Origin of the sequence: Mesomycoplasma ovipneumoniae, from assembly GCF_024758565.1 — a bacterium.
Taxonomy (GTDB): Bacteria; Bacillota_I; Bacilli_A; order Mycoplasmatales; family Metamycoplasmataceae; genus Mesomycoplasma; species Mesomycoplasma ovipneumoniae_B.
The window spans coordinates 795,755-811,911 of the sequence record NZ_CP079199.1; the positions used below are offsets into that span (position 1 = coordinate 795,755).

16 protein-coding genes and 3 tRNA genes are annotated in these 16,157 nt (G+C 29.3%); 3 read left to right on the forward strand and 16 right to left on the reverse strand.

What is annotated here, in order from left to right; all coding sequences use genetic code 4:
• Positions 1–15: 15 nt before the first annotated feature.
• Positions 16–471: a hypothetical protein gene (locus tag KW512_RS02990; protein WP_258841328.1), complete on the forward strand. Its 456-nt coding sequence runs from the start codon at positions 16–18 to the stop codon at positions 469–471.
• 673 nt (positions 472–1,144) lie between these two features.
• Here KW512_RS02990 and fusA read toward each other — a convergent pair.
• The 7 genes from fusA to KW512_RS03025 form a co-directional block, all read right to left on the reverse strand.
• On the reverse strand, positions 1,145–3,229 hold the full coding sequence (gene fusA, locus KW512_RS02995; protein WP_010321102.1) for an elongation factor G: 2,085 nt from the start codon (positions 3,227–3,229) through the stop codon (positions 1,145–1,147).
• Positions 3,230–3,241: 12 nt separating this feature from the next.
• Complete coding sequence (gene rpsG, locus KW512_RS03000; protein ID WP_010321103.1) at positions 3,242–3,712, reverse strand: 30S ribosomal protein S7; 471 nt, start codon at positions 3,710–3,712, stop codon at positions 3,242–3,244.
• Positions 3,713–3,760: 48 nt separating this feature from the next.
• Positions 3,761–4,180: a 30S ribosomal protein S12 gene (gene rpsL / locus KW512_RS03005; protein ID WP_010321104.1), complete on the reverse strand. Its 420-nt coding sequence runs from the start codon at positions 4,178–4,180 to the stop codon at positions 3,761–3,763.
• Positions 4,181–4,306: 126 nt separating this feature from the next.
• Entirely contained in the window at positions 4,307–4,687 is a 381-nt protein-coding gene (locus tag KW512_RS03010; RefSeq protein ID WP_069096918.1) for a DUF4231 domain-containing protein, read from the reverse strand.
• Positions 4,680–5,216: a DUF4231 domain-containing protein gene (locus tag KW512_RS03015; RefSeq protein ID WP_258841329.1), complete on the reverse strand. Its 537-nt coding sequence runs from the start codon at positions 5,214–5,216 to the stop codon at positions 4,680–4,682. Before KW512_RS03015 ends, KW512_RS03010 begins: the two co-directional genes overlap by 8 nt.
• A complete protein-coding gene (locus KW512_RS03020) occupies positions 5,207–5,707 on the reverse strand; it encodes a hypothetical protein (protein WP_069097288.1) in 501 nt (166 codons plus the stop codon). Before KW512_RS03020 ends, KW512_RS03015 begins: the two co-directional genes overlap by 10 nt.
• A 236-nt stretch (positions 5,708–5,943) precedes the next feature.
• Positions 5,944–7,596, reverse strand: a complete 1,653-nt coding sequence (locus KW512_RS03025) for a hypothetical protein (protein WP_258841330.1) — start codon at positions 7,594–7,596, stop codon at positions 5,944–5,946.
• 449 nt (positions 7,597–8,045) lie between these two features.
• Between KW512_RS03025 and KW512_RS03030 the strand changes: the two genes are divergently transcribed.
• Positions 8,046–8,121 (forward strand) — tRNA-Thr (locus KW512_RS03030).
• An 86-nt stretch (positions 8,122–8,207) separates the two neighbouring features.
• Positions 8,208–9,005 (forward strand): TIGR00282 family metallophosphoesterase, encoded by a 798-nt coding sequence (locus KW512_RS03035; RefSeq protein WP_258841331.1) that lies wholly within the window; start codon positions 8,208–8,210, stop codon positions 9,003–9,005.
• Positions 9,006–9,052: 47 nt separating this feature from the next.
• On the opposite strand, the gene ychF is transcribed toward KW512_RS03035, so the two are convergent.
• The 9 genes from ychF to KW512_RS03080 all read right to left on the reverse strand — a co-directional run bounded on the left by ychF (position 9,053) and on the right by KW512_RS03080 (position 15,888).
• The gene (ychF, locus tag KW512_RS03040) at positions 9,053–10,156 is read right to left on the reverse strand and encodes a redox-regulated ATPase YchF (RefSeq protein WP_258841332.1); all 1,104 of its coding nucleotides are present in this window, start codon (positions 10,154–10,156) and stop codon (positions 9,053–9,055) included.
• A gap of 15 nt (positions 10,157–10,171) precedes the next feature.
• Positions 10,172–10,435, reverse strand: coding sequence for a 30S ribosomal protein S18 (rpsR, locus tag KW512_RS03045; protein WP_010321115.1), 264 nt, complete (start codon positions 10,433–10,435; stop codon positions 10,172–10,174).
• A gap of 20 nt (positions 10,436–10,455) precedes the next feature.
• Entirely contained in the window at positions 10,456–11,004 is a 549-nt protein-coding gene (locus KW512_RS03050; protein WP_258841333.1) for a single-stranded DNA-binding protein, read from the reverse strand.
• Between the two features lie 54 nt (positions 11,005–11,058).
• Positions 11,059–11,652, reverse strand: a complete 594-nt coding sequence (gene rpsF / locus KW512_RS03055; RefSeq protein ID WP_258841334.1) for a 30S ribosomal protein S6 — start codon at positions 11,650–11,652, stop codon at positions 11,059–11,061.
• A gap of 156 nt (positions 11,653–11,808) precedes the next feature.
• Positions 11,809–11,885, reverse strand: a tRNA-Arg gene (locus KW512_RS03060).
• Between the two features lie 9 nt (positions 11,886–11,894).
• A tRNA-Cys gene (locus tag KW512_RS03065) sits at positions 11,895–11,969 on the reverse strand.
• A 106-nt stretch (positions 11,970–12,075) separates the two neighbouring features.
• Positions 12,076–12,897: a Rho termination factor N-terminal domain-containing protein gene (locus KW512_RS03070; RefSeq protein WP_258841335.1), complete on the reverse strand. Its 822-nt coding sequence runs from the start codon at positions 12,895–12,897 to the stop codon at positions 12,076–12,078.
• An 80-nt stretch (positions 12,898–12,977) separates the two neighbouring features.
• On the reverse strand, positions 12,978–13,604 hold the full coding sequence (locus KW512_RS03075; protein WP_258841336.1) for a hypothetical protein: 627 nt from the start codon (positions 13,602–13,604) through the stop codon (positions 12,978–12,980).
• Between the two features lie 118 nt (positions 13,605–13,722).
• The gene (locus KW512_RS03080) at positions 13,723–15,888 is read right to left on the reverse strand and encodes a putative immunoglobulin-blocking virulence protein (protein ID WP_258841337.1); all 2,166 of its coding nucleotides are present in this window, start codon (positions 15,886–15,888) and stop codon (positions 13,723–13,725) included.
• Positions 15,889–16,157 lie beyond the last annotated feature (269 nt).

A 16,157-nucleotide genomic window follows, 5' to 3' on the forward strand; every position in this document is an offset into this window, starting at 1 on the left:
TTTATGGAGGCATAAGTGAGTAAAATCGGAAGATTTATATCGACAGTCTTGGCTGTTATTATTGGGAATATTCTCTTATTTGCAATAATAATTGCTACTTTATACTTTTTATTTAAAAAGCAAATTGAAAGTTTTGAAATTGATAAAATCAAGGCGTCATTTGAAGAATTTCAAAAAACTTTTTCCAAATTGGACTCTGCGCAAATTAAAAAATTTCAAGAGGGTTTTGATAAACTTGCAAATTTAGATCTAGATTCGCTTAAAACACAAGTTGAAGCATTAAAAGATATGCCAGAAAAATTACAAAAAGCGCTAAAATCTGTTGAAGAACTTTCAAAAGCATTACAAACTATAAAAGCTACACAAGGAACTAGCACTACCGGTGCTGTTGTTTCTCAAGCAGTCATGGATCTAGGATCAACTCCAAGTTTATTTAATTTTTCAAATGTTGCTCCTTTTATTAAAATTTAATTTAAAAATCATTTATTCAATTAAATTTTAAATTCAACAAAAAAACTACCGATTGGTAGTTTTTTTGTTGCAAAGTTCTTAATAACTTTTCCTTTTCCCAATTTGATGGCAAAAATTCACTTTTTAGTGAATATAAATGTGCAAAAATATTCGTAAATCCGGTTTTTTTGACCTAAAATATTAATTTTTATATTTTTGAAATTAACCTTTTGCAAAAAAAAAAAAAAAAAATGCTTGGTCTAAGAAAAAATTATGTTATAATAACCATCACTTAAGAATAATTAATAAATTTGATATTGAATTAAGGGGGAATTAGTTATGTTTTTTGCATGATAAAATCAGAAAATGCGAATTATCCATTATATTTTTAAATATGATGGAATGCCTTAAATTTAACCGTTTAGAAATCTATAAATTTAGGGCTTTTAATTATTGTTCTTTCAAAACTTCATATGTTTTTTTAGGCTCAATATAAATAAAAATGAGTTTTCTATTTACATTGAGTTTAAATAGTAGTTGTATTTTTTATGATTTTTGTTGTTTTATCCATAAATTGATTTTGCCAGTGTTTTAAAATAGGTGATTAACTTTTGCCAAAAAAGTTAAAAAGTGCCCAAAAAACCGGACACTTTTTAAGATTATTTTATCAAACTGTCAAACTCGGGGATAACTGTTAGTCGTCAGATTTGATTGCCCGTTGTTTAACAATTACATCAGAAATATTTTTTGGAACAACTTCATAATGATCAAATTGCATTTGGTAAGTTCCTCGTCCTGATGTCATTGAACGTAATTGGGTTGAATATCCAAACATTTCTGCTAATGGAACATGTCCACGAATAACATTTGCTCCATCAGATCTAGTTTCTTGTTCACGAACAAGTCCACGACGACGTGATAAGTCACCCATAACGTCTCCGGCATATTCAGCAGGGGCAAAAACAGAAACGTCCATAATTGGCTCAAGTAAAACAGTTCCAACGGCATCACGAGCACGTGAAAGGGCTTTTGAAGCTGCAATTTTAAAGGCCATTTCTGAAGAGTCAACTTCGTGGAATGATCCGTCAAACAAGGTTGCTCGAACATTAATTAAAGGATATCCGGCCAAAATTCCGACTTGCATTTTTTCTTCAAGACCTTTTTGAATTGATTTTATATACTCTTTTGGAATTTTTCCACCGACAATTTTGTCAATAAAATCAAAGCCTTCTTCTGGATTAGGTTCAAATTTAATTCAAACATGACCATATTGTCCACGTCCACCGGATTGTTTGATGTATTTTCCTTCAACTTCAGCGGATTTTGTAATTGTTTCACGGTAAGAAACTTGTGGTTTTCCAACACGTGCTTGCACGTTAAACTCGCGTTTTAGCCGATCAACAATAATATCAAGGTGCAATTCTCCCATTCCAGCAATAATTGTTTGTCCAGTTTCAGTGTCGGTTCAAGTTTTAAAAGTAGGATCTTCGTTTGCAAGTTTTTGGAGGGCATTAGCTAGTTTTTCAACTTCAGCTTTTGAAAAAGGTTCAAGTGACTGGGAAATAACAGGTTCGGGAAAACTCATTCTTTCAAGCACAAAACTTTTGGACTTTTCCGAAATTAGTGTATCACCTGTTGTTGTGTCTTTGAGTCCAACAAAAGCACCAATATCACCGGTACGAACTTCATTGATTTCTTCACGAGAATTGGCATGCATTGCTAAAATACGGCCAACACGTTCCTTTTTACCTTTAGTTGAGTTAATTATGTAAGTTCCTTTTGTCAGGCTTCCTGAATAAACACGGAAGAAAGTTAGTGATCCAACAAAAGGGTCGTTCATAATTTTGAAAGCTAAGGCAGAAAATTCTTCATTATCATCAGCTTGAATTGTAATTTCTTGATCATCGCGAAAAGCTTTAACTGGTGGAACATCAAGTGGTGAAGGTAAATAATCAATGACAGCATCGATCATTTTCTTTACACCTTTGTTTTTAAAAGATGAACCACAAACAACCGGGAAAAAATCACCACTAATTGTTGCTTTACGAATTGCTGCTTTTAGTTGTTCAACTGAAATTTCTTTTTCTTCAAGTAGATCATTAAATAAATTTTCATCATAGTCAGCAACAGCTTCAGCAAGAGCAAGTCGCATTATTGCTGCTTTGTCTTGTAATTCGCTAGGAATCGGAATTTCATATTCAACTTCTTCTTTTTGACCATCGTAGTTATAAGCTTTCATTTCAACAAGGTCAATAATTCCGCTAAAATCAGATTCAGCACCAATATTAAGTTGAATTGCCACGGCATTACCGTTTAATTTAGTGCGCACAGATTCAATTGAAGCCTCAAAATTAGCTCCAGCTTTATCCATTTTATTAACATAAACAACACGTGGAACGCCATAATTTGTTGCTTGTCTTCAAACAGTTTCAGTTTGGGGCTCAACACCTGATTGGGCATCAAGAACAGCAACTGCTCCATCAAGAACCCGAAGTGAACGTTCAACCTCAACGGTAAAATCAACGTGTCCTGGGGTGTCAATTATGTTAATTCTTTTACCTTTTCAAAAAGCAGTTGTTGCCGCAGAAGTTATTGTAATTCCGCGTTCTTTTTCTTGCTCCATTCAGTCCATTTGGCTAACTCCATCGTGAGTTTCACCAATTTTGTGAATTTTACCAGTGTGGAATAAAATTCTTTCAGTTGTTGTTGTTTTTCCGGCGTCAATATGGGCCATAATTCCGATATTACGGTAATCTTTTAGTTCAAATTTTCGTGACATATTTCTAAATTCCTACCATTTAAAGTGTGCAAAAGCGCGGTTTGCTTCGGCCATTTTGTGAGTATCTTCTTTTTTCTTGAAGGCCCCGCCTGTTTTATTATAAGCATCAATTATTTCATTTGCAAGACGAACAACCATTGTTTTTTCGTTGCGTTTTCTGGCAAAAAGAATTAATCAACGCAAAGCAAGAGTTTGTTGACGTTTTAGGCGAACTTCCATTGGAACTTGATAGTTTGTTCCCCCGATTCGACGTGAACGAACTTCAGTTAGGGGAGTTACATTTTTTACAGCTTGTTGGAAAACTTCAAGAGCATCTTTTTGAGTTTTTTCTTCAACTAATTTAAATGATGAATAAAGAATGTTTTGGGCAGTAGTTTTTTTCCCCTCTAACATAACGCAATTTATTGCTTTTGTAATCAGTTTTGAGTTAAAAACTGGATCAGCAAGCACGTCGCGCACTGGGGCTTGTTTTTTTCGTGACATGTTAGTCTCCTTTTAAAAAATATCGTATTTTATAGCTTTTTTAGATTTTTACTTTGAAGTTTTAGGTTTTTTTGCTCCGTATTTGGAACGACCTTGGGCTCTTTTTGCAACACCAGTTGTATCTTGAGTTCCACGTACAATGTGATAACGAATACCAGGTAAGTCCTTAACTTTTCCACCACGAATTAAAACAATTGAGTGTTCTTGTAAATTGTGGCCTTCACCGGGAATATAGGCATTAACTTCAATTCCATTTGAAAGTTTTACCCTTGCAAATTTACGTAATGCTGAGTTAGGTTTTTTAGGAGTCATAGTTGCAACTCTTGTGCAAACTCCACGTTTAAAGGGCGAGCTAATTTTTAGTTCTTTTTTGTGCAAAGAATTATATAACATATTCAATGCAGGAACTTTTGACTTTCAAGTTTTCTTAACTCGGCAACCTTTTGCTAATTGAGAAATTGTTGGCATTTTTTCCTTTAAATGAATGTTTTTTTAGGGTTATAACAACGGTATCAGTGTTATAAAAAAAATTGTTAAAATAAAATTTAAGTTAAATTATAGATACATTTTAACATTTTTTAAAAATATTACAAACTAATTTTCAATTTTTATATTCCCTAATTGTTTTGCAATCTCATCAATGTTTGCATCTTGAGATAAAAGCTCATTTTTCTTTTCTTCATAAAAATTAATTTTTTCTGTTGACTTTTTATAAACATTTTCAAAAACAAAAAAAGAAGAAAGTGAGCTAACAAAACTAATAATTGCATTAATAAAAGCAATTGCAACAAATAACTTAACCGCAGTTGGATTAGGGTTTTTAGTAATTGCATAGGCAGATAAAATACCATTAAAAGCTGACATTAAAATTAAGGCAATGCTGCAAAACAAAAAAATACCCTTAGAAACACGTGCTTTTGCCGTTAATTTTATAACATCAAGTTCAATTTTTGAAAGCAATTGTTCTTTATTCATTAGTTTGTTCCTCTTTATTAATGTTAGTTTTTTGCTCTTTTTGTTTATTTTCAAGCGCTTTAAGAATTCCTAAAAATTTGCAAATTGAATTAAAAAGTTCAATTTGCAAATTTTTAGATTTTGCATATTTTCCTGTTTTTGTTTCAAATAAAATTATTTCAATTTTTAAAAAATCATTAATTTCTTGGTTGCGAATTCAGCGTGGTTTTACTAGAAAAAGGGCAAAAAGACCGTTAATAATTGAAATTGAAAGGTTAATTCATAAGACAAAAATCGGTCATTGGTCAACTTTTGCACCATTTTCATCAGTTGAAATAAAAAAATTGGCAAAAGGTTCAAATTCATTTAATTTTGGTGAAGCTAATTTAAAAATACCCATTAAGGTCGAAAAAAATCCAAAAAAAATACTAAAAATGGAAACTGTTCAAAATAAAAATTGAAAAAACCTTGCTTTTACAAGCGTTTTTCTGTATAAAAATTTAGCAAATTCATAAGAATCTGAATCAAGTCGCACATTTTTTATAACCATTTTTTACCTCCAAAAACTATTTTTTTAAGAATTTTTATTTTTGAAACATCTTTTTTTTGAAAATAAAAATCAGAGATCAATTGATAGTCCTGTTCAAATTTTTCAAGAGTATAATTTGGATCATTTTGAATTTGAAAATACAAATAACTTAGTTCTCTTTGCGCTTTTTTATATTCCTTATACTTCATAACTTCACGAAAAACAGCAAGAAATAAATTAATAAAAAAAGTAAGGCAAATAAAACTAGCCAAAACAATAGTTAGTCCAAGGTCATTAATAACTGATTTATTTTCAGATTTAATTAACTGATAACGATTAATTTCGGTTATAATTACCCAAATTGCCAAGGAAATTACTATAATATTTGCGAAAAAAGTTATCCATTTAACAGCATTAGCACCATAATAAGCAATTTTTTGGTTTCTTTTTAGTCCAGCTTGTTTTGTTTGAATAAATTTTATAAGTTGTTCAACTGCTTCATTTTTATTCATTTTATTCTCACTAAGTTAATGTTTTTATTAATTACAAAAATTATAAATTATATCACTTAATGCATTTATATTTTGAAAAACGTGCCAAAAAATTAAAAATGACTGGAAATTAAACAAAGTTAGCATAAAAACGCTAACTTTGTTTATTATGGTGCAATGTTAATTATTGAGACAAAACCACAAATTTTATTTAGCTACTAGCTAGTTAAATAAAAAGCTGAAATTTTTCAAGTAAATTAATTTACTAATTTATTTTTAATTGGTTTATATTTTTTTCTATTTTTTAAAAAATGACTAGTGACTTTAAAAATAATAGTAGAAAATATAATATACAATAATGAGATTCAAACAAGATCTAAACTAATGCGACCAATTATGTAACCTGCTGATCTATCTGCAACAAAATCGCTAAAAAATGGCAATTTAATTGAAATAAAAAACAGTATAAAGCTGACAATAAGAATAAATAATGATATAAAAATTCAATATAAATTTTCTTTTTTAAAGAATATTTTTTTGTTTGTATCAACGTCAAAACTTTGAATAGTCCCATTGTTTATTTTGAAATTTCTCAAAGTAAAACCAAAAATAATAGCAGTAGTTAAAAGTAAAATTATAGTTACTGTAATTGATGAAATTATTGGTCAAATATTAGCAGCACCTCAATGATCTCCATAATCAATTTTTGGTGCCAATTCAAATCCTTTTTCTTGGAGTTTTGACAATAAATTTTGCTCGCTTTGATCATAAAAAAGATTTAGTCTTAAAGGTTTATTTTCATTTATTGAGTCAGCAAAAAACTGAGCTACATTTTGGTTAAATTCTATTTTATTTGGTTCATCAGTTTCAAGAATTCCACTAATTTTAAAAGTAAAAAGATGATCTTTGAGAAATAAAAAATTAATATTTTCTATTTTAAAAGTTATTTCATCACCTACATTTAAATTGAAATTGAAATTTTTACTTAAATTATTAATTAGACTTTGACTAGCAAGAATTTCGTTTTTATTTTCAGTAAAATGACCCGCTTTAAGCCTTTTATCTTTTTTATCAATATTAAAATTTTTATTAGAATGCAAGCCATAAAATGCAGAAACTTTTGGATCAACAGCATTTTCTGTATTTGAAGTTTTTACACTATTGTATGCTAATTTTTTAACTAAAGATTCAAAAAACCAATTTTGACCTTGGTTTTGATTCAGAAATATTTTTGATTTGTTAAAAATATTTTCAACTAAATTTTTATAGGAATCATTGGACATTAAAACAGAATAATCTAGATGACGATTAACAAATCCTACTGTTCCTGCAACCTTAAATTTTTTAGTATAAATTAATTCATTTTTATTAGTTGCGCGGTTCAATATTTGATATCTATAATCAATGTAATCGCCAATTTTAACTTTTTTTAAATCAGCATAATCTTGTGAAACTATTATTTCGTCATTATTTTCTAAAAATTTACCTTGAAAATTAGTATAGTTTTTCATATCATTTTTAAAAAAATCATTGATTTCAACTGGCAAAATTTTAGTTGGTACATAAGGGATGGGACTAGATGAGTTTTCATTCATAAAATCGCCGAAATCTAATTCTGATTCACCATTTGAAATATATTTAACAGATTTTAAGTTTTTTATTTCTGAAATTTCGTTATTTGCAAACTCTTTGCCATTTTTTTTGACAATAGTTATTCGCTGATTTTGCGAATTATAAACGGGTAAATCAAAATTTTTACCAGCTTCTCATAAAAATAAAAAAAGTAAAATTGAAAAAATTGAAAAAATTATAAGGAAAAATGATAAAAATCAATTCTTTCGAAGATTAGTTTTTAAATATTTTGAAAAAATTAATGAACTTATTAATTTTTTTTCATTTCCTTTTTTCATTAAATAACACCTTGATTTTGCTTATTTTTAGCCTTGTTTTTTTGTATTAAGCTCTGTTTTTATAACAAGTTTTCAAATAAGTCTATCATCATTAATTTACTAATTTGTAGTATTAATTTTTAAAAGAGCAATTAACAATTTAAAACAGATAGTGTATAAATATATTTTTTTTGGGAGTTCTCACAATTTTGTGAGTCAAATTTTTTTCGTTATTTTACAAACTAAATTATACATCAAGTTTTTTAGAAATGTAAAAAAAAACTTGTTTTTTAAAATTTTTGTGGTATAATGCAAAAACAAATAAGAATTAATAATTTTGCTCTTTCAAAACTTAATATTTGCTTGTATTGGAAAGTATTTTTTTGTTTTTGTCTTTAAATTTGCTTGACTTTTTAATATTTTTTTAATTAAAAATATTAAAAAAGTGCTATAATTTTAAAGCATTAAGCGCCATCATAGCTCAGTCGGTAGAGCACATCCATGGTAAGGATGGGGTCGCAGGTTCGATTCCTGTTGTTGGCACCATATCTTTTTGACCAATGATGCTAAAATAAAAGCATCTTTTTTAATAATTTTTCAAATAAAATATTTGAAAAATTTAAAGGAATTGAATGAAATCTGCTACTGTTTTATTTGTTGGTGATATTTTTGGCGCGCCTGGTATAGAAATGTTTAAAAATCAACTTAATATTTTGAGAAAAAACTATAATTTTGACTTAATAATAGTTCAGGCTGAAAATATTACCGGAAGAAAAGGGCTGAATAAAAGGGATTATTTGTATTTAAAAGAGCTTGGTGTGGATATTTTTACTATTGGCAATCATGTTTGATCCAATCCTGAAATTGCTTTAATTATTGATAATCCAGATATTGTTAGGCCGCTAAATATTGACAAAGAATATAGTGGCAAAGGTACTACTAAAATTTTAAAAAATGGAAAAACATTCAGAATAACTTCGCTTTTAGGTGTAGCATTTAATAAGTTAGTCAAACCTTGAAATCACCAATTTGCTGATAATTTTTTTGATGCAATTGACAAAGTTATTGTCGAAGACGATGCTGATTTTCATATAGTTGATTTTCATGCTGAGACAACAAGTGAAAAAAATGTACTTGGAATTTATCTCAATGGTAAAATTAATGCGCTTTTAGGCACTCACACCCACGTTCAGACTTCTGATGCCAGAGAATTATCACTTGGAACACTTTTTATAACTGATGTTGGAATGACAGGTCCTGCAAATGATGCAATTGGTGTAAAATTCCTTGATGTTTATAATAGAATTCGCTATAATAAAAGCACAAAATTTCAAACTTCGGACAATGATTGCCAATTTAATGCTGTTATTTTGGAAATAACTGATAATTTAAAAAACCAAAAAATTATACCAATCAATATTTATAAATAAATTTTTTGATGTATAATTTTTTGGCTTTTTTTAAAATTTTATTTGAACTAATTACTTATTCGGAAATGGCATATTTCTGCATCTTTAATCAAGTATTCTTTTCCCTCAAGACGAATTTTGCCTTTTTCTTTAAGTGCTTTTTCGCTTTTGAACTCGATAAAATCCTCATATGCAATAATTTCAACTCTTATGAATTTTTTAACAAAATCAGAGTGAATAATCCCACTACAATCAACAGCGGTTGTATTTTTCCTAAATATTCATGAGCGAACTTCTTTCTTTCCAACAGTAAAAAAAGTTGCTAAGTCAAGTAGTTTAAAACTATTAAGAACAAGAAAATCAAGAGATGACTTCTCAAGTCCAAATTCTTGTAAAAAGAGTTGTTTTTCCTCTTGATCAAGTTGGGAAATTTCGTGTTCTAAGGCAACACAAATTGGGATTAAAATTGCATTTTCTTTTTCAAGATATGTTTTAAGTTCAGAAAAATATGGATTTTTCAAGGGATCGCTAACAGATTTTTGATCAATGTTAGCAACATATAAAATTGGTTTTATACTTAAAAGTTGCCAATTTTTGATTATTTGACGCTCATCATTGTCTAAAGCTAAATCACGTAATGATTTATCTTTTTGCAAATGATCTTTTGCTTTTTTAGCAAGTTCAAATTCAATTTTTGCTTGTTTGTCGTTTGTGTTGTTGATTTTTTTACTAAGTCGGGCAATAATTGACTCAATTGAACTTAAATCGGCAAGAATTAGCTCTAAATTTATCGTTTGGATGTCAAAAATAGGATTAACTTGATTGTTAACATGAATTATTTTTGAATCATCAAAACAGCGAACAACATGAACTAAACAATCAACATTTCGAATATTTTCGAGAAATTTATTACCTAATCCTTCGCCCAGTGAAGCTCCTTTTATTAAACCAGCAATATCGACAAAAGAGTAAGTAGAAAATACAATTTTATTTGGTTTAACAATATCGGCTAAATTAATTAGTCTTGGATCACGTATTTCAACAGTTGCAATGTTTGAGTCTATTGTTGCAAAGGGATAATTAGCAATTTCAACATTAATTTTTGTCAGTGCTGAAAAAAGCGACGATTTTCCGACATTAGGAAGTCCAATAAGACCTGCTTTTAGATTCATATTATATTTTTATAATTAAACTCGAGTTTTATCGTAACTTCCACGGATTCTATCACCAACAAACGGAAGTAAAGCGACAAAACGTGCTCTTTTAATTGCTAGTGATAATTTACGTTGGTGTTTTGCGCAATTACCTGTAATTCGTGAAGGTTGAATTTTTCCAAAAGAGTTAATATAACGTTGAAGCACTTCAATTGATTTATAGTCAATGTAAGAAAGTTTAGCTTCACAAAATTGGCACACTTTTTTTTTGAATTTTTTAGCGTATTTTTTGTTCATTTTTGCATTCCTTTTTAATTTTATTTGTTAGGATCAAGATCATCAATTTCTCAATCAGCAAATGGATCGTTATCTTCACCAGTAATTTCAATATTAGTTTCATCAAAATTTACTGAGGGTTCTGTTTGAAAAATATTATCGTCATGAAATGATCTTTTATTATTTTGGGGAAGTTGAAAATCATCAAATATTGGTTCAAAAGTTGGTTCACTAACTTTTTGAGCTAATTTTTGACGACGTTTTTCTAATTGTTCTTTAGTTTCTAATAAATGAAAGTTCTCAACATTTACTTCATAATTAGTAAGATAATTTGTTGTATTTGACATAACACGATAAGATTGTAAAGAACCTTCGATTGCTATCAAACTTCCTATGGTAATTAGTTTGTCTAGCGATGTTGCATTTTGTCGTCAAGCAACTACGGGAATAAAATCAGTAATTGTAGGCGAATCTTGATTATATTTTCGTCTATCAATTGCTAAGTTAAATCGAATAAAATTAACATTTGACTTTGCTGTCATAAGTACAGGTTTAGAAGAAACGCGCCCAATTAAAATAATTCGATTCATAATTATTTTTATAGTTTTTACCTATTTTTATTTATTGACTAAAAAAGATAAAAACTACTGTGATTCCTGCACTTTTTTAGCATTATCAACAGCAGTTTCTGACTGGTTTGTTGATGAATTTGAAGTTTTTCCGCGTTGAGGTGAGTTAGCCTTATCTGATGGTTGTTGGGCAAAACCCTGTTTTGCACCACCTTGAGCATTAGGTCTAAAATTTCGACGTTGAAAAGGTTTATCAGTTTTTTCTGCTTGGTTAGGTGAGTTTTGGTCTTGACGAGTTCGTGGTGCTGATTTGAAATTAGGTCTATCTGAATGATCACGTCTTGCATTTGTTTTTTTATGGCGATCAGTATTTTTTGGTTTTTGGTTAAAACCTTTTTCAGAGTCAAGGTTAATTATCAAGTATCGTCAAATTGATTTGGTAATATTTGCACGACGAACAAATTCTTCAATTAAATTAGCAGGCGAATCAAGATTAATTAAAAAATATTGTGCGGTTTTTGATTTTTTAATAGGGTAAGCAAGACTTGAATTTTCAAGCTTAACAAGTTTGTATGACGAATTTTGACTAAAAGTAGTAGACAACAAATTTTCTAATATTGTAGCTTCTGCTTTTGGGTCTAAAATTGTCATTATTTCATATTTTGGCATATTAATTCTCCTTATGGGCTTGTGGGTTATAAAAATAACCAAGGATGTTTTACTAAATTTAAAACTAGTTTAAAATTATAACATAAAAAACTAAAAAAATAAAAAAATTAACTAAAATAATTTAGTTAATTTTTCTTGATCTAATTATATTATATATGGCGCGCCCGGAAGGAGTCGAACCCTCAACCTCTTGGGCCGTAACCAAACACTCTGTCCAATTGAGCTACGGGCGCATTACATTTTGGAGGCACCAACCGGACTCGAACCGGTACATCAAGGTGTTGCAGACCTATGCCTTACCATTTGGCTATGGTGCCATTGCCTAAAAACCATCATATATAATTATAGCAGATTTTAATTTAAAACAAAGAAATTTTTCATTTTTTTGTTTTTCTAGAAAATAGTTTGCCTTAAAATACCAAACTATTTTTCGGATTCTTGTTGTGCAAGTATTTGAGTTAAAAGCTTAATTAATTCTTGTTTTTTTAACTGTTCAAAACCGGAAATTTCTAATTTTTGGGCAATTTCGTGTAATTGTGCTAATTCTAATTTTTCAAGTGCAATTTTTATTTTTTCTTCTTTTGTTTGAGGTTTGTTTTGAGTTTCTTGGGTTTGTGTGTTTTCAGGGTTATTTGCTTGTTGTGAATTCATCGGATTTTGATGTCCTAAGTCAAAAATATTCATAAATTCAGAAAATGCTTTAGGATCTTTTTTCATTTCATCAATACGTTTTTCAATAATGACTAATGTGCGAGAAAGTTTGAATATTGACTTAATTTTAAGCACTTTTGTATAGAAAAATGGAATTAAAATAAAAATTAGCCCAATAAGAATTACTTGAATAGTTAATATTGCGGCAAAATTTTGACTATTAAGGCTTAAATTTCCAATTATTACTACTGTTGAATTTATAATTGAAATAGCAGCGCTGGAAAATGAGACGAACGCGAAAAAAAAGGAACGATCGCCAATAGGTGTAAAATCTTTTGCTTTATATGATGTAAAAACAGAATATACATAAAAAAATAAATTTGCACCAGTAAATAAAATTGATAAAATTGATAAAGCTCGACCAATATTTTTAATATCTAAGTCTAAAAAAAGTTGAACACTTAAAAAAACACTTAGCAAAAGGAGTAACACCGGATAAGAAAAAATTCAAATTCGGTATTGCTTTTTTTCATTTTTTCACAACTCTGCCACTGATGGAACTTTATTTTTTCCAAATGGATTTTCTCAAACCATACACCCTCCAATATAAATTAGTATAATATAATTATAAAATAATTTAGAATAATATTATAAAAAAAGATGACATATTTTCCCTAAAGTTTGGAATATTGATTTACTTCCTTCTTTTGATAATTGTACCAAATTCGGTCTATTTTTGAAATTTTATCAATTTTTTTTGCAATATCACTAATTTCTTTTGAGGTTAAAAGTGCGGTAAAAAAGGAGCAAAAGTCAGTGGCATATTTTTTATTTCCTTGAAATTTATTAAGGCCAACTATCATTGTGTAATTTTTGTTTTTTCAAAGTAGTCCACGAAAAAAATATAAATTTTTAGTGTATGAGACTTCTTCGATAATTCAAGTTTTACAATAATTTCCTTCAAGAAAAGATAAATAATAGTCTCAAACTAATAATTTAGCTTTGATTTGATTAAATAAGCTCCGATTTGTATTAATATTTCACTTTTGAAAACTAGTGAATTTTTTTGTTAATTTTCCGGTTTCAATAAGATGCACTATTTTTCTTGTTGGCCAGTTTTTTAAAAATGGTATTTTTTTAAGGCCAATTCCGTGTGGAAAATCAAGTAAATTTGGTTTAATTGCAAAAACTTTTTCAATTTGATTGCAAAAAATTGCTATTGTTCGATATTGTTCAACGACCTTTTGGTATCTTAGCAGATTTTCTTGAATTTTATCAACTCAATGATTAATTGGATCCATTTTACCCTTTTATTAAAATTTTAATTGTGCTTTTTTCAATAAAATTAAGTAAAAAAGACGTCTTGGGCATAAAAAGTAAAAAATAATTATTTTTTTTTTTTTTTTACTTTTTATTAGCTTAGTCTATTGTTTCAATTTTTTTTGTTTCAACAGGCAGACCTAAACTTGAAAGTTGACTTTGAAGTGATGAGTCTTCGACATAAATTTTGTTAAAAGTGGCGCTTTTCTTTGCAACATCAACAAATTTGGATAATTGACTTAAAGCATCACCAGAAAATGAACTACCAGTTATATAAAGTGGAATATTTGAAAGGGTTTTGCCATTTTCATCTTTTATGTAAATTCCCGGTTGTTGGATAGGACCATTAACAAGTCTTGAAGTAAATTGGGAATTTTCAAAGTCGCTTGTTTGAACTTTATATACATAATTTGTGCCTGTTGAGCTAGAATCACTTACTTTTGAAGCGCCAAAATATAAATATTGGAAAAGCAAATTAACATGGCCAGGATTTTTTTGTGATTCAGCTTCAACTTCCCAACTTTGGAGTTTTTCATTAAAAAGTCTCTCTGTTTTAGCAAAGTCAATCCCTTTTAGTGTCTTAATTTTCTTAGATGAAGAAAAATCAAGATGTAATGGATATCCTCCTCGTCCACCAAAAGTTCCTTGGAAAACACGCTGATTAATTTTTGAACTAAAAGCAATTTCAAGTCCCTCATTAACTTTGGTAGTATCATCGCCTTCATCTCAACGGAGAGTATCAAAAATAATTGATCCAGGAATTTTTTCTCCAGGTTGGACTAACTTAATATCACCTTTATTTATATAATCAAAAGAAATAAAGTCCACATTTTTTAGCGCGTTAGGATTAATTGCTCAATTACTTTCGTTGGTTCGTGAATTTGTATAGAGTTCTAGTTCGCTTAGTTTGGTGAATTTTTCAAGTCCACGAAGACCATTAACTGCTTGGTGGTCATCTAAAAAGAGCGAAACTTTTTGCATTTGTGGTGGCAATAGTTCTAAAATTTCTTTTATGTTTTGGGTTTTATGTATTGCTCCGACATTTTTAAGAACAATTGCCTTAATTGAATTGTCTTTATTAGTGGCATTTTTCATAATCTCAGCAAAAGCCTTAAAGGCAACATCATCATCGGCATTTAGAACTAAAGTTTTAAATTCTGAAAGATTACCAGCGGTATTTCCAGGGGCGCGAGTGTATTTTATAAGTGAAATGCTACCGTTAGAAAATCCTTTACCATTGGTAAGACTACTAATTTCTGAACTTACATCAGTGTTATTTCATCCTTCATATTTTAGGGAACCAATTTGTGTTGCATCATATCTTGTTCATTTTGAATCAACGGCATTTAATCTTCTTTTATTATCTGCCCTAATTCCATTTACGACAATATTGACTTTTGGTTCTCATCCATCGGTTGTAGGATCAGGAGTATAACCATCTTTTATCATTTGTAATTCTTGTTCTGTAAAAGGTTGGTCTAGTTGTCTTCGTTGCTCAATCACTTTTAAGTAATTTTGTTCGCGCTCAAGGTAATTATTTGCAACTCAGCGAGTGTATTTATAACCCTCAAGATAGGATTCAAGAGTAACTTTTGGCTTACCATCTTCTCCAACTGGCGCGTATGTTTTTCAGTGCTCTTCAATAATTGAAATAACACGCTCAGCTTCAGCAACTTCGGCTTGATATTTATCTCTTTCGCGTTTAACCTCAGCAATTTTTCGGTCTTGCTGTTGTCTTCACAAACCAAGTGCACGTTGATAAGCTGAATCACCAAAATTAACAGCACGAGAGTTATTTCTATTTTGAACTTGTGGTTGACTTACTGTTCTTGAAGTTGTAATTGTTGGTCGCGAAGATATAGTTCTAGTCGGGCTTTGGCGCGCAGGTGTTGTTCGAATAGGGATAGTTGATTCAATAGTTTGAATTCTTTTTATAGGTTTAGGTGTTACTTTTTCAGGTAAGGGATCAATTTTTTCTATTTTTGGTGTTACTATTTGTGGTTTAACCGGATTTTCAATTTTTTCTTTAGGTGTTTCTACTTTTGGTGGAACAAAAACTGTATTAGCCACTGGTGAATTAAATGCAGTGTCATTTGGTTGATTTTTTGAAATTATTGAAGGCGCTTGAGTTGAATAACTAACTTCATTGGACAAAAAATCAAAATTAACTAATGTTTGATTAATTGAAAACAAACTTAAAGATAACAAAGCGGTTGCCATTGCTACAATTACAACTTTTCGACGACGGGAAAAATATAGTTTCATACTTGCCTCCAAATTTTCTTATTTATTATAAATGTTTGATTTTAATAATACTTATAATAAATTTTACCAACTAAGTCTGACTTTAGTAGTAAATTTACGCTTTTAGGAACAAAAAATCATATTTGCCACCTTTGAAATCGTTTTTAAAATCAAATATTATACACTAAAAAAACTAAAGTCCAAATTATTTAGATAAATTAGTTTAAAACACTGGCAAAAATCATAAAAATACAACTACTATTTAAACTCAATGTAAAAAGAAAACTCGT